Source organism: Micromonospora sp. WMMD735 (genome assembly GCF_049178995.1).
In the GTDB taxonomy this organism is placed as follows: domain Bacteria; phylum Actinomycetota; class Actinomycetes; order Mycobacteriales; family Micromonosporaceae; genus Micromonospora; species Micromonospora wenchangensis.
On the sequence record NZ_JBMHMJ010000002.1, the window covers coordinates 7139751 to 7155823 of the forward strand.

A 16073-nucleotide genomic window follows, 5' to 3' on the forward strand; every position below is an offset into this window, starting at 1 on the left:
CACCGCGCTCCCGGAGCAACGTGTCCCGCTGGCAACGAGTTTGGTGAGGTTCGGATGGCGAACGAAGAGAAGCTCCTCGAGTACCTGAAGCGGGTCACCGCCGATCTGCACCGCACCCGGGAGCGGCTGCGCGAGGTCGAATCGCAGGAGCAGGACCCGATCGCGATCGTCGGCATGGCCTGCCGCTACCCGGGTGGGGTCAACTCACCCGAGGACCTGTGGCGGCTGGTCGCCGACGGTGTCGACGCCATCGGCGAGTTCCCCACCGACCGGGGCTGGGACACCGCCGCCCTCTACGACGCCGACCCGGACGCCGCCGGCAGCAGCTACGTCCAACAGGGCGGGTTCGTCCACGACGCCGACGAGTTCGACGCCGAGTTCTTCGGCATCTCGCCCCGCGAGGCGCTGGCGATGGACCCGCAGCAGCGGTTGGTGCTGGAGGCGAGCTGGGAGGCGTGCGAGCGGGCCGGCATCAACCCCGACACGTTGCGCGGCGGCCCGGTCGGTGTCTTCGTCGGCTGCGGCGGCCAGGACTACTGGGACCGGCTCACCGTGCTGCCCGAGCCGGTCGAGGCGTACATGAGCACCGGCAGCTCCGGGGCGGTCATCTCCGGCCGGGTCGCGTACAGCCTCGGGTTGGAGGGGCCGGCCGTCACCGTCAACACCGCCTGCTCGTCCTCGCTCGTCGCGTTGCACCTGGCCGCGCACGCGCTGCGGCAACGGGAGTGCGGGCTGGCCCTGGCCGGTGGCGTCACCGTCATGTCGACGCCCGGCGCGTTCGTCGCGTTCAGCCGGCAGCGGGGGCTCGCCTCCGACGGCCGCTGCAAGCCGTTCTCCGACGACGCCGACGGCACCGGCTGGGGTGAGGGCGTCGGCATGCTGCTGCTGGAACGCCTCTCCGACGCCCAGCGCAACGGCCACCGGGTGCTCGCCGTCATCCGGGGCTCCGCGATCAACCAGGACGGCGCGTCCAACGGGCTCACCGCCCCCAACGGGGTGGCCCAGCAGCGGGTCATCCTCCAGGCGCTCGCCAACGCCGGCCTCACCTCCAGCGACGTCGACCTGATCGAGGCGCACGGCACCGGCACCACCCTCGGTGACCCCATCGAGGCGGAGGCGCTGATCGCCACGTACGGGCGCGACCGGCCGGCGGACCGGCCGCTCTGGCTCGGCTCGGTCAAGTCGAACATCGGCCACGCCCAGGCCGCCGCCGCCGTCAGCGGCGTGATCAAGATGGTGATGGCGCTGCACAACGGCGTCCTGCCCAAGAGCCTGCACGTGGGGGAGCCGTCCACCCACGTCGACTGGTCCGCCGGCACCGTGCAGCTACTGACCGAGGCGCGGCAGTGGCCCGACCACGGCCAGCCGCGCCGGGGCGGGGTGTCGTCGTTCGGGGTGAGCGGCACCAACGGGCACGTGATCCTGGAGCAGGCACCCCCGGCGGAGACCGTCGCGCCGGACGAGACCGCCGAGCCGCCGGTGGTGCTCTGGCCGCTGTCCGGCCGGTCGGCGGCGGCGCTCGCCGGGCAGGCCACCCGGCTGCGGGAGTTCCTCACCGACGAGCGTCCGGTCGACGTCGGGTTCTCGCTGGGCACCACCCGGGCCGCCGGCGCGTACCGGGGTGTGGTGCTCGGCCACGACGTGGCCGGCCTGGAGGCCCTGGCGACCGGCGCTGGCCTGTCGGGTCGGACCGTCGCCGGTCGTACGGCGGTGTTGTTCACCGGTCAGGGTGCGCAGCGGGTCGGGATGGGCCGTGAGCTGGCGGAAGCGTTCCCGGTGTTCGCGCAGGCCCTTGACGAGGTGTGTGCGGCGTTCGGTCCGTTGCTCGACGGTGATCTGCGGGAGGTGATGTTCACCGATCCGGACGGGGTGTTGGATCGGACGGGGTGGACGCAGCCGGCGTTGTTCGCGGTCGAGGTGGCCCTGTTCCGGCTGGCCGAATCCTGGGGGTTGAAGCCGGACTTCGTCGCCGGGCACTCGATCGGTGAGCTGGCCGCCGCGCACGTCGCGGGTGTCTGGTCCCTCGACGACGCGTGTCGGGTGGTGGCGGCCCGGGGTGGTCTGATGCAGGCCCTTCCGGCGGGTGGGGCGATGTTGGCTATTGCCGCGCCGTTGGATGAGTTGGACCTGGGTGACGTGGACGTTGCGGCGGTGAACGGTCCCCGTGCGGTGGTGGTGTCGGGGACTGAGGAGCAGATCGCGGCGCTGGAGGCGTCGCTGGAGGTGAAGACGCGTCGGTTGCGGGTGTCGCATGCGTTCCACTCGCACCTGATGGACCCGATGCTCGACCAGTACGGGCAGGTCGTCGACGGGGTGACCGCGAACCCGGCGGGCATTCCGTTGGTGTCGACCGCGACCGGTGACATGGCCACCGACGAGGAGTTGGGTAGCGTCGGGTACTGGCAGGGTCAGGTGCGGGGCACGGTGCGGTTCGCCGACGCGGTGGCCGCCCTCGCCGCCCGGGGTGTGACCCGGTTCGTGGAGATCGGGCCGGACAGTGTGCTGACCGCGATGGTCGCCGACTGCGTCGAGGACGCCACCGCCATCGCGCTGCAGCGCCGCAAGCGCGAGCAGGTGGCCGCGTACGCCACCGGGATGGCGCAGGCGTGGATCAGCGGCGTCGACCTCGACTGGACGGCCGTCAACCCCGGCGGCCGGACCGTCGACCTGCCCACCTACGCCTTCCAACACCAGCGGTTCTGGCTGGACGCCACGGCCGACCCCGGTGACGCCACCGCCATGGGCCTGGACTCCGCCGACCACCCGCTGCTCGGCGCGGCCGTCACCCTCGCCAACGCCGACGGGGCCGTCCTCACCGGCCGGCTCTCCCTCGACCGGCACCCGTGGCTCGCCGACCACGCCGTCGACGGCGCGGTGGTCTTCCCCGGCACCGGCTACGTCGACCTCGCCCTGCACGCCGGGGCGCAGGTCGGCGTCGAGACCGTCGACGAGTTGACCATCGAAGCCCCGCTGGTCCTGCCCGAACACGGGGGCGTCCAGCTCCAGGTCGTCGTCGGCCCCGCCGGCACCGACCACACCCGCACCCTCCAGGTGTACGCCCGCAGCGCCGACGCCGACGCCCCGTGGACCCGGCACGCCAGCGGGGTGCTCGCCCCCGGCCCGCGTACCACCGGGACCGCGCTCACGCAGTGGCCGCCGGCCGACGCCGAAGCGGTGCCCATCGACGACCTCTACCAGCACCTGGCGACCGGCGGCCTCGTCTACGGCCCGGTGTTCCGGGGCCTGCGCCGGGTCTGGCGGCGCGGCGACGAGTTCTTTGCCGAGGTCACCCTGCCGGAGGGGGTGGACGCCGACGGGTTCGGCCTGCACCCCGCCGTGCTCGACGCCGGCCTGCACGCCCTCGGCCTCGCCGAGGGTGACACCTTCCGGGGACTGCCGTTCGCCTGGACCGGCCTGACCCTGCACGCCACCGGCGCGGCCGGGGTCCGGGTCCGGCTCACCCCGGTCGGCTCCGGGGTGCGGGTGGCGGTCGCCGACGCGGTCGGCGCACCCGTCGCCACCGTCGACTCGCTGGTGCTGCGGCCCGTCCAGGTGACCCGCCCCGGCGGGGTCGCCGACGCGCTGTTCGACCTGACCTGGCCGGAGATCGGCACCCCCACCGGCACGGTCGTCCCGGCCTGGGCCCACCACCCGGCCACCGGCACCGGTCCGGCCACCCCCGACGTGGACCTGCTGGTGCTGACCGCCGGCAGCGCCGGGGACGCCGCCGGTCCGGAAGCGGTGCACGACGAGGTGAACCGGGTCCTCGGCCTGGTGCAGGAGTGGCTGGCCGGCCCCGACACCCACCGGCTCGTGGTGCTCACCCGGCGTGCCGTCGGCGGCGACGGGACCGACCTGGCCGGGGCTGCCGTCTGGGGTCTGCTCCGCTCGGCGCAGGCCGAGAACCCCGACCGGCTGCTGCTGGTCGACACTGACCCCGCCGCCGACGTGGCCGGGACGCTCGCGCTGGCCCTGGCCACCGGCGAGCCGCAGGTACGGGTCCGCGACGGCGTGGTCTCGGTGCCCCGGCTCACCCGTCAGGTCGTCGAGCCGGCCTCCCCCGACGCCCCGCTCTACGGCAGCGGCACGGTGCTGGTCACCGGCGCGACCGGTGCCCTCGGCACGGCGGTGGCCCGGCACCTGGTGACCACGCACGGGGTCACCCGGCTGCTGCTGGTGTCCCGCCGGGGCCCCGCCGCGCAGGGGGCCGACGACCTGGTCGCCGAGCTGACCGCAGCCGGCGCGCAGGTCGAGCTGGTCGCCGCCGACGTGGCCGACCGGGACCAGGTGGCGGCCCTCCTCGACGCCCGCGCCGACCTGTCGGCGGTGGTGCACACCGCAGGCGTGCTCGACGACGGCGTGGTGTCGTCGCTGTCCACCGCCCGGCTGTCGGCGGTGCTGCGGCCCAAGGTGGACGCGGCGTGGCTGCTCGACGAGGCGACCCGGGACCGGGAGCTGTCGGCGTTCGTGCTGTTCTCGTCGCTGTCCGGGGTGCTGGGTGCGCCGGGGCAGGGCAATTACGCGGCGGCGAACGCGTTCCTCGACGCGTTGGCGGTGTCCCGTCGCGCCGCCGGGTTGCCGGCGGTGTCGTTGGCGTGGGGCCTGTGGGGTGAGGGTTCGGCGATGACCGACCGGCTCGGCGACGCCGACCGGGAGCGGATGTCCCGGGGCGGGGTGCTGCCGCTGGCCACCGCCGACGGGCTGGCCCTGCTCGACGCCGCCGTGGCCAACCCGTACCCGACCGCGGTGCCGGCCCGGCTCGACCTGGCTGCCCTGCGTACCCTCGGCGAGGACCTGCCGTTGCCGTTCCACGGCCTGGTCCGCCCGGCCCGGCGGACGGCCGCCCGTGCCGCCGCGGGCGTCGCCACCGGGTGGGCGGCGGACCTCGCCGCGCTGTCCACCGAGGAACGCGAGCGCGCCGCGACCGCCCTGGTCCTCAGTCAGGTGGCGGCGGTGCTCGGGCACGCCTCCGCCGAACGGATCGACGCCGGCCGGGCGTTCCAGGAGCTGGGTTTCGACTCGCTCACCGCCGTCGAGCTGCGCAACGGGCTCTCCGCCGCCACCGGCCTGCGGCTGCCCGCCACCCTGATCTTCGACTACCCGTCGCCGCGTGACCTGGCCCGGCACCTGCTCAGCGGGATCGCCGGCCCGGACGGCGTCGATGCCGTCCGGAAGGTCGCCACGGCCGTCGCCGAGGACGAGCCGCTGGCGATCGTCGGGATGGCCTGCCGCTACCCCGGCGGCGTCACCTCGCCGGAGGACCTGTGGCGGCTGATCGCCGACGGCGCGGACGCCATCGACGGTTTCCCCACCGACCGGGGCTGGGACCTGGCCCGGCTGTACGACCCGACCAGCACCCGCCCCGACACCACGTACGTGGACAGGGGTGGGTTCCTCACCGACGCCGCCGAGTTCGACCCGGTCTTCTTCGGTATCTCCCCCCGCGAAGCGGTGATCATGGACCCGCAGCAGCGGCTGCTGCTGGAGGTGTCGTGGGAGGCGTTCGAGCGGGCCGGCATCGACCCGGGCACCCTGCGCGGCTCGTCCACCGGCGTGTTCGCCGGGGTGATGTACCACGACTACGTCTCCGGGCACAGCGCCGGCAGTGTCGTCACCGGCCGGGTGGCGTACACGCTCGGGCTGGAGGGGCCGGCGGTGTCGGTGGACACGGCGTGTTCGTCGTCGTTGGTGGCGATGCATCTGGCGGGTCAGGCGTTGCGGTCGGGTGAGTGTGATCTGGCGTTGGCCGGTGGGGTGACGGTGATGGCGACGCCTGAGACGTTCGTGGAGTTTTCGCGGCAGCGGGGGTTGGCGCCTGATGGTCGGTGCAAGCCTTTCGCGGCGGCGGCTGACGGGACGGGGTGGTCCGAGGGCGTCGGTGTGCTGGTGTTGGAGCGGTTGTCCGACGCGGTGCGCAACGGGCACCGGGTGCTGGGTGTGGTTCGCGGTTCGGCGGTGAACCAGGACGGCGCGTCGAACGGGCTGACCGCCCCGAACGGTCCCTCCCAGCAGCGGGTGATCCGGCAGGCTCTGGCGAACGCGGGGGTGTCGGCGGCCGAGGTGGATGTGGTGGAGGCGCACGGTACGGGTACGACGTTGGGTGATCCGATCGAGGCGCAGGCGATTCTGGCGACGTACGGTCGGGATCGGGAGCAGCCGTTGTGGTTGGGTTCGGTGAAGTCGAACCTGGGTCACACGCAGGCCGCCGCTGGTGTGGCGGGTGTGATGAAGATGGTGTTGGCGATGCGGCACGGGGTGGTTCCCCGTACGTTGCATGTGGACGCGCCGAGCCCGCACGTGGATTGGTCTTCCGGTGACGTGCGGCTCGCCACCGACGAGGTGCGGTGGCCGGCGGTGGACCGGCCGCGTCGGGCGGCGGTGTCGTCGTTCGGCATCAGCGGCACCAACGCCCACCTGATCCTGGAACAGGCCCCCGAAACCGCGCCGCCCGCGCCGCCGGCCCCGACGCCGGTGCCGCTGTGGCCGGTCTCCGGCCGGTCGGCCAGCGGCCTCGCCGCCCAAGCCGCCCGCCTCGCCGACTTCCTCGCCGACGCCGACCTGAACCCCGCCGACGTGGCGCTGACCCTCGGCACCGGCCGGGCGGCCCTGGAGCACCGGGGGGTGGCCGTCGGTGACGGCGTCGCCGGTCTCCGCGCCCTCGCCGCCGGACAGGGTGTGCACGGCCACCTGACCACCGGTCGTACGGCGGTGTTGTTCACCGGTCAGGGTGCGCAGCGGGTCGGGATGGGTCGTGAGCTGGCCGAAGCGTTCCCGGTGTTCGCGCAGGCGTTGGACGAGGTGTGTGCGGCGTTCGGGCCGTTGCTCGATGGTGATCTGCGGGAGGTGATGTTCACCGACCCGGACGGGGTGCTGGATCAGACGGGGTGGACGCAGCCGGCGTTGTTCGCGGTCGAGGTGGCCCTGTTCCGCCTGGCCGAGTCGTGGGGTCTCAAGCCGGATTTCGTGGCGGGTCACTCGATCGGTGAGCTGGCCGCCGCCCACGTCGCCGGCGTGTGGTCCCTGCAGGACGCCTGCCAGGTGGTGGCGGCCCGGGGTGGTCTGATGCAGGCCCTTCCGGCCGGTGGCGCGATGCTGGCGATCGCCGCGCCGCTTGCCGAGCTGGACCTCGGCGACATCGACGTTGCGGCCGTCAACGGTCCCCGGGCGGTGGTCGTGTCCGGCACGGAGGAGCAGATCGCGTCGCTGGAAGCCTCGCTTGAGGTGAAGACGCGTCGGTTGCGGGTGTCGCACGCGTTCCACTCGCACCTGATGGACCCGATGCTCACCGAGTACGGGCAGGTCGTCGACGGGGTGACCGCGAACCCGGCAGGCATTCCGTTGGTGTCCACCGCCACCGGTGACCTGGCCAGTGACGACGAGTTGGGCAGCGCCGAGTACTGGCAGGGCCAGGTGCGGGGGACCGTCCGGTTCGCCGACGCCGTCGCCGCCCTCGCGGCCCGAGGCGTCACCCGGTTCGTGGAGATCGGGCCGGACAGTGTGCTGACCGCGATGGTCGCCGACTGCGTCGACGACGCGGTGACCATCCCGTTGCAGCGCCGCGACCGGGAGCAGGTCGCCGCGTACGCCACCGGGATGGCGCAGGCGTGGACCACCGGCGTCGACCTCGACTGGGCCGCCATCCATCCCGCCGCCCGGCAGGTCGACCTGCCCACCTACGCCTTCCAACGCCAGCACTACTGGCTCTACGACCCGGCCCTCGTCGGCGCCGGCCTGCTCGCCGCCACCCACCCGCTGCTCGACGCCACCGTGCCGCTGGCCAACACCGACGGTGTCGTCTTCACCGGCCGGTGGTCGCTGCACACCCACCCGTGGCTCGCCGACCACGCCGTCGGCGGAACCGTCGTGTTCCCCGGCACCGGACTCGTCGAACTCGCCATCCACGCCGGTGACCAGGTCGGCGTCGGCCTGCTCGACGAGCTGACCCTGCACGCGCCGCTCGTCGTCCCCGCCGCCGGCAGCGTCGAGGTGCAGGTCGCCGTGGAGACGCCCGACCCGACCGGCCGCCGGGCCGTCCTGGTGCACTCCCGGGAACGCGACGACGTCCCGTGGACCCGGCACGCCACCGGCGTCCTCACCGCCGGGGACACCCCCGGCGTCGCCCTCACCGCGTGGCCCCCCGCCGACGCCGAGCCGCTGCCGCTGGCCGGCCTCTACGACGACCTCGCCACCGGCGGCCTCGACTACGGCCCCGTCTTCCAGGGCCTACGCCGTGCCTGGCGGGCAGGTGACGAACTCTTCGCCGAGGTCGACCTCCCCGACGGTACGGAGACCGACGGCTACGGCCTGCACCCGGCCCTGTTCGACGCCGGCCTGCACGCCCTCACCCGCGCCGACGGCGACGCCCCCCGGGGCCTGCCGTTCGCCTGGTCGGGGGTGACGCTGCACGCCACCGGCGCGACCAGCCTGCGGGTCCGGCTCACCCCCGCCGGCAGCGGGGTCCGGATCGCGGTCGCCGACGCGGTCGGCGCACCCGTGGCCACCGTACGGTCGCTGGTGCTCCGCCCGGTGCAGGTCACCGCCGGCACCGGCGTCGCCGACGCGCTGTTCGGCCTGGACTGGCAGCCGGTCACCGTCACCCCGACCGCCACCACCTGGACCTGGCACCCCGACACCGTCGACGGCACCGCGACCGGCCCGACCGGCGGCGGCCCCGCCGACGCGGTGGTGCTGCGGGCCGGCGGCACCGCCGACGTGCACGCCGAGGTGCACCGGGTGCTCGCGGTCACCCAGCGCTGGCTGGCCGGGGACGACCCCGCGCCGCTGGTCGTCCTCACCCGCCACGCCGTCGGCGACGACGTGACCGACCTGGCCGGCGCGGCGGTCTGGGGGTTGCTGCGCTCCGCGCAGGCGGAGGACCCCGACCGCATCCTGCTCGTCGACACCGACACCGACCGGCCCGACGACGTCCTGCCGGCGGCCCTGGCGGCCGGCGACCCGCAGGTGTCGATCCGCGACGGCGTCGTCCGGGTGCCCCGGATCGTCCGCCGGACCCTCCCGGCGAGCCCGTCGGACGCCCCGCTCTACGGCAGCGGCACGGTGCTGGTCACCGGCGCGACCGGCGCTCTGGGCACGGCGGTGGCCCGGCACCTGGTGACGGAGCACGCGGTGCCGAGGCTGCTGCTGCTGTCGCGCAGCGGCACGGCCGCCGCCGGTGCCGACGACCTCGTCGCCGAGCTGACCGCCGCCGGCGCGCGGGTCGACCTGGTCGCCTGCGACGTGGCCGACCGGGACCAGTTGACCGCCGTCCTGGCCGACGTGCCGGACCTGTCGGCCGTGGTGCACACCGCAGGCGTGCTCGACGACGGCGTGGTGTCGTCGCTGACCCCGGACCGGGTCTCGGCGGTGCTGCGGCCCAAGGTGGACGCGGCGACGCTGCTCGACGAGGCGACCCGGGACCGGGAGCTGTCGGCGTTCGTGCTGTTCTCGTCGCTGTCCGGGGTGCTGGGTGCGCCGGGGCAGGGCAACTACGCGGCGGCGAACGCCTACCTCGACGCGCTCGCCGCCACCCGCCGGGCCGCCGGGTTGCCGGCCGTGTCGTTGGCGTGGGGCCTGTGGGGTGAGGGCTCGGCGATGACCGACCAGCTCGCCGACGCCGACCGGGAGCGCATGTCCCGGGGCGGGGTGTTGCCGCTGGCCACCGCCGACGGGCTGGCCCTGCTCGACACCGCCGTCGCCGGTGGACCGGCCACCCTCGTTCCGGCCCGGCTCGACGTGCCGACGCTGCGTACCCTCGGCGACCGGCTGCCCCCGGTGTTCCGCGCCCTGACCGGGCCGACCCGGCGTACGGCCACCGCCGCCAGCACCGTCGACCGGGCGGGCAGCGACTGGCTGGCCGGCCTGCCGGAGCAGGAGCGGGCCGGTGCCGTCCGGCACCTGGTGCACACCCACGTCGCCGCCGTGCTCGGCCTCGCCGGCCCGGAGGCGGTCGAGGCGGACCGCACCTTCCAGAGCCTCGGCTTCGACTCGCTCACCGCCGTCGAGCTGCGCAACGCGCTCTCCACGGTGGCCGGCGTGCGGCTCCCGGCCACCCTGATCTTCGACTACCCGACGCCGGTGGCCATCGCCGGTTTCCTGTACGGCGAGCTGAGCGGCGCGCTCGACGTACCGCAGGAGCGGCGGAGCACCACCACGGCGTTCGGTGACGAGCCGGTGGCGATCGTCGGGATGGCCTGCCGCTACCCCGGCGGGGTGTCCTCCCCGGAGGACCTGTGGCGGCTCGTCGCCGACGGCGTCGACGCCATCGACGGTTTCCCCACCGACCGGGGCTGGGACCTGGCCCGGCTGTACGACCCGACCGGAACCCGCCCCGACACCAGCTACGCCGACCAGGGCGGCTTCCTGCCCGGCGCGGCCGGCTTCGACCCGGCCTTCTTCGGCATCTCGCCCCGCGAGGCCGTGCTGATGGACCCGCAGCAGCGGCAACTGCTGGAGGTCTCCTGGGAGGCGTTCGAGCGGGCCGGTATCGACCCCTCCTCGGTACGCGGCTCCGCCACCGGCGTCTTCGCCGGCCTGATGTACCACGACTACGTGACCGGGCACAGCGCCGGCAGCGTCGTCTCCGGGCGGATCGCCTACACCCTCGGCCTCGAAGGCCCCGCCGTCACCGTCGACACGGCGTGTTCGTCGTCGTTGGTGGCGATGCATCTGGCGGGTCAGGCGTTGCGGTCGGGTGAGTGTGATCTGGCGTTGGCCGGTGGGGTGACGGTGATGGCGACGCCTGAGACGTTCGTGGAGTTTTCGCGGCAGCGGGGGTTGGCGCCTGATGGTCGGTGCAAGCCGTTCGCGGCGGCGGCCGACGGGACGGGGTGGTCCGAGGGCGTCGGTGTGCTGGTGCTCGAACGCCTCTCCGACGCCCGTCGGCACGGGCACACGATCCTCGGTCTCGTCCGGGGCTCGGCGGTCAACCAGGACGGCGCGTCGAACGGGCTGACCGCCCCGAACGGTCCCTCCCAGCAGCGGGTGATCCGGCAGGCTCTGGCGAACGCGGGGGTGTCGGCGGCCGAGGTGGATGTGGTGGAGGCGCACGGTACGGGTACGACGTTGGGTGATCCGATCGAGGCGCAGGCGATTCTGGCGACGTACGGTCGGGATCGGGAGCAGCCGTTGTGGTTGGGTTCGGTGAAGTCGAACCTGGGTCACACGCAGGCCGCCGCTGGTGTGGCGGGTGTGATGAAGATGGTGTTGGCGATGCGGCACGGGGTGGTGCCGCGCACGTTGCACGTGGACGCGCCGAGCCCGCACGTGGACTGGTCTTCCGGTGACGTACGGCTCGCCACCGAGGCCGTCGACTGGCCCGCCAACGGCCACCCCCGCCGGGCGGCGGTGTCGTCGTTCGGCATCAGCGGCACCAACGCCCACGTCATCGTCGAGGAGTACCCGCAGCCCGTCGTGGCCCCCGAGCCGACGCTGGCACCGGCCGTGGTGCTCTGGCCGCTGGCCAGCCGTTCCACGACCGGCCTCACCGCCCAGGCCGGCCGCCTGCGGGACTTCCTCACCGAGGAGCGGCCGGTCGACGTGGGGCATTCGCTGGCCGTCGGTCGGGCGGCCCTGGACCATCGGGCCGTCGCCGTTGGCGGTACGGCCGCTGACCTGGCCGTCTCCCTGGAGGCGCTGACCTCGGGTGGCGGTGTGTCGGGTCGGACCGTCGCCGGTCGTACGGCGGTGTTGTTCACCGGTCAGGGTGCGCAGCGGGTCGGGATGGGCCGTGAGCTGGCCGAAGCGTTCCCGGTGTTTGCACAGGCCCTTGACGAGGTGTGTGCGGCGTTCGGGCCGTTGCTCGATGGTGATCTGCGGGAGGTGATGTTCACCGATCCGGACGGGGTGTTGGATCGGACGGGGTGGACGCAGCCGGCGTTGTTCGCGGTCGAGGTGGCGTTGTTCCGCCTGGCGGAGTCGTGGGGGCTGAAGCCCGATTTCGTTGCGGGTCACTCGATCGGTGAGCTGGCCGCCGCCCACGTCGCCGGGGTGTGGTCCCTCGACGACGCCTGTCGGGTCGTCGCGGCCCGGGGTGGTCTGATGCAGGGCCTTCCGGCGGGCGGCGCGATGCTGGCGATCGCCGCGCCGCTTGCCGAGCTGGACCTCGGTTACGTCGACGTCGCGGCCGTGAACGGTCCCCGGGCGGTGGTCGTGTCCGGCACCGAGGAGCAGATCGCGGCGCTGGAGGCGTCGCTTGAGGTGAAGACGCGTCGGTTGCGGGTGTCGCACGCGTTCCACTCGCACCTGATGGACCCGATGCTGGCCGGCTACGGGCTGGTCCTCGACGGCGTCACCACCAACCCGGCGGGCATCCCGTTGGTGTCGACCGCCACCGGCGACCTGGCCGGTGACGATCAACTCGGTTCGGTCGAATACTGGCAGGGTCAGGTGCGGGGGACGGTGCGGTTCGCCGACGCGGTGGCCGCCCTCGCCGCCCGGGGTGTGACCCGGTTCGTGGAGATCGGGCCGGACAGTGTGCTGACCGCGATGGTCGCCGACTGCGTCGACGACGCGGTGGCGATTCCGTTGCAGCGCCGCGACCGGGAACAGGTGGCCGCGTACGCCACCGGGATGGCGCAGGCGTGGATCAGCGGCGTCGACCTTGACTGGACGGCGGTCAACCCCGGCGGCCGGACCGTCGACCTGCCCACCTACGCCTTCCAGCACCAGCACTACTGGATGCAGGACACGGGCGCGGACCGGGACGTCACCGCCGCCGGGCTGCTCGACGCCGGGCACCCGCTGCTGTCAGCCGTCACCACCCTGCCCGACACCGACGGGCTGATCGCCACCGGGCTGCTGTCCCGGCGTACCCACCCGTGGCTGGCCGAGCACGCGCTGGGCGACACGATCGTGCTGCCCGGCACCGGACTCGTCGAACTCGCCGTCCGGGCCGGGGACCAGGTCGGCTGCGGCCGGCTGGCCGAACTCACCCTCCAGGCGCCACTGGTCGTCCCCGACGACGACGGCGTCCAGGTGCAGGTGGCCGTCGGCGCGCCCGGCGAGGACGGCGGCCGGCCGGTCACCGTCTACTCCCGGCACCGGGACGTGCCGTGGACCCGGCACGCCACCGGCCTGCTCACCCCGGCCCCGGTAGACCCGCCGGCCGACCCGGCGACCGCCTGGCCGCCGGCCGCCGCCACCCCCGTCGACGTCGACGGGATCTACGAGCGGATGGCCGACGCCGGACTGGTCTACGGCCCGGTCTTCCAGGGCCTGCGGACCGCCTGGCGGCACGGCGACGAGGTGTACGCCGAGGTGGCGCTCCCCGCCGACGTGCTCGACGCCGACCGGTTCCACCTGCACCCCGCCCTGTTCGACGCGGCCCTGCACGCCGTCGGGCTGAGCCGGGGCGAGGGCCGGCCCGGCGTCCCGTTCTCCTGGACCGGGGTCACCGTCCACGCCACCGGGGCGGACGCGGTGCGGGTCACTGTCACCCCCGCCGGCCCCGACGAGGTCGCCCTCACCCTCACCGACCACAGCGGCGCACCCGTCGCCCGGGTCGACTCGCTGGTACTGCGGGAGATCGACGCGGGTCAGCTCACCGCCGCCCGCGCCAGCCGGCAGGACCACCTCTACCGGGTCGACTGGACCCCGGTGCCGCTGCCCGCCACCCCGGCCACCGGCCGGTGGGCGCTGGTCGGCGTCGACGAGTTCAAGGTGGCCGCCGCGCTCGACACCGTCGGCCTGCTCGCCGAGACCCACCCCGACCTGACGGCCCTCACCGCCGCCCTGGACGCGGGCGGGGCCGCGCCGGACGTGGTGCTGGTCGCCAGCGTCCAGCCCGACTCGCGGGACCTCGCCGCCGGTGCCCGGCACACCACCGGGCAGCTGCTCACCCTGCTGCAGGGCTGGCTCGCCGACGAGCGGTTGGCGTCGTCCCGGCTGCTGGTGCTCACCCACGGCGCGCAGGGTGACCGGGTCACCGAACCGGCCGCCGCAGCGGTCTGGGGTCTGGTCCGGTCCGCCCAGTCGGAGAACCCCGGCCGGATCGTCCTGGTCGACCTCGATGACCACGACGGGTCGGCCCAGGCGCTCCCGGCGGTGCTGGCCGGCGGCGAACCGCAGCTCGTCGTCCGCGAGGGCGTCGCCCACGCCGCCCGGCTGGTGCCCGCCACCGCGCCCGACGGCACCCCCGGCAGCGCCTTCACCGAAGGTGGGACCGTCCTGCTCACCGGGGCCGCCGGCACCCTCGGCGGGCTCGTCGCCCGGCACCTGGTCGACACGTACGGGGTGCGGCACCTGCTGCTGGCCAGCCGGCGTGGGCCGGACGCCGACGGGATGGCCGCGCTGTGCGACGACCTCACCGCCCGGGGAGCGGAGGTCACCGTGGCCGCCTGCGACCTGGCCGACCGGGACGCGGTCGCCGCGCTGCTCGCCGGGGTGCCCGCCGGGCACCCGCTGACCGGGGTGGTGCACGCCGCCGGGGTGCTCGACGACGGGATCATCCCGTCGCTGACCCGGGACCGTCTCGACGCGGTGCTGCGCCCCAAGGTCGACGCCGCCACCCACCTGCACGAGTTGACCCGCGACGCGGACCTCACCGCGTTCGTGCTGTTCTCCTCGGCGGCCGGCGTGCTCGGTGGCCCGGGGCAGGGCAACTACGCGGCGGCGAACGCCTTCCTCGACGCGCTGGCGGGCGCGCGGCGGGCCGCCGGGCTGCCCGCCCAGTCCCTGGCCTGGGGGCCGTGGGCCGGCGGCGGGATGGCCGACGACCTTGGCGGCACCGACCGGGCCCGGATGTCGCGGGGCGGGGTGCTGCCGATGTCCACCGGGGAGGGGCTGGCCCTGCTGGACGCGGCGCTGGCCCGTGCCGAGGCGGTGCTCGTCCCGGTCAAGGCCGACCTGGGCACCCCGGCGGGGGACGAGGTGCCGGCGATCCTGCGGGCCCTGGTCACCCCGACCCGGCGGGCCGCGTCGGCAACGAACCGGCCCGATCCGGCGGCGCTGCGGCGTACCCTCGGCGGGCTCGACGCCGACGGCCAGCAGGCGCTGCTGGCCGACCTGGTCCGCTCGCGCGCCGCGGCCGTGCTCGGCCACGGCGGTGCCGACGACCTCGACCCGGCGCTGCGCTTCGTCGAGCTGGGCTTCGACTCGCTCACCGCGATGGAGCTGCGCACCGCGCTCAACGAGGCGACCGGACTGCGACTGGCCACCGGGGTGGTCTTCGACCACGGCAGCGTCGACGAACTCGCCGCGCTGCTGCGCACCGAGCTGGCCGCGCCACCGGCCGAGGAGCGGGCCGGCACGCCCGACGTCGCCGCCGACACGATGAGCGCGCTGTTCCGCACCGCCGTCAAGAGCGGCCGGGTGCAGCAGGGCCTGTCCCTGCTGTACGCGGTGGCCGACATCCGGCCCACCTTCGACGGCCCGGCCGACCTGCCGCAGGTCCCCGCCCCGCGCCGGCTCGCCCGGGGCGACCAGGGGCCGGCGATCATCTGCTTCCCGTCGCCGATGGCGCTCGGCGGCGACCAGCAGTACGCCCGGTTCACCGCCGAGTTCGGCGGCACCCGGGACGTGTGGACCCTGCCGGTGCCCGGTTTCGGCCGGGACGAGAGCCTGCCCGCCTCCGCCGACGCGGCGGTACGGGTCTTCGCCGAGATGGTCCGCCCGATCGCCGAGCAGGGGCCGTACGTGATCGTCGGATACTCCTCCGGCGGACTGTTCGCCCACGCCACCGCCGGTGAACTGGAGCGGCAGGGGCACGGCCCGGCCGGGGTGGTGCTGCTGGACACCTACCTCACCACCGGCAGCACCACGGCGACGTTCTTCACCCACATGCTCGACTCGCTGCTGGACCGGGAGGCCACCTTCGGCGAGTTCAGCAGCGCCCGGCTGTCGGCGATGGGCCGCTACGTCCGGCTGTTGCAGAGCTGCCCGGTGGAGGAGATCGACACGCCGGTGCTCTTCGTCCGGCCGCAGGAGTCCATCGTGGCCGGCGGGGACGACGACGGGTGGCGGGCCACCTGGGAGACCCCGCACACGCTCCGGGAGGTGCCCGGCGACCACTTCACCATGATGGAGGGTCAGGTCGCCACGACCGCCGGGGTGGTACGGGACTGGATCGCGCAGTGACG

At 74.6% G+C, this 16073-nt stretch carries 1 protein-coding gene; it reads left to right on the forward strand.

Features of this window, described 5'->3' with window-relative positions; translation table 11 throughout:
* Positions 1–54: 54 nt before the first annotated feature.
* Complete coding sequence (locus tag ACN268_RS31100; RefSeq protein ID WP_421486584.1) at positions 55–16071, forward strand: SDR family NAD(P)-dependent oxidoreductase; 16017 nt, start codon at positions 55–57, stop codon at positions 16069–16071.
* Positions 16072–16073: the final 2 nt, after the last annotated feature.

Excerpts from the sequence above, each read along its gene's own strand:
- ACN268_RS31100 (WP_421486584.1), top strand. The coding sequence starts at position 55 with ATGGCGAACGAAGAGAAGCTCCTCGAGTACCTGAAGCGGGTCACCGCC.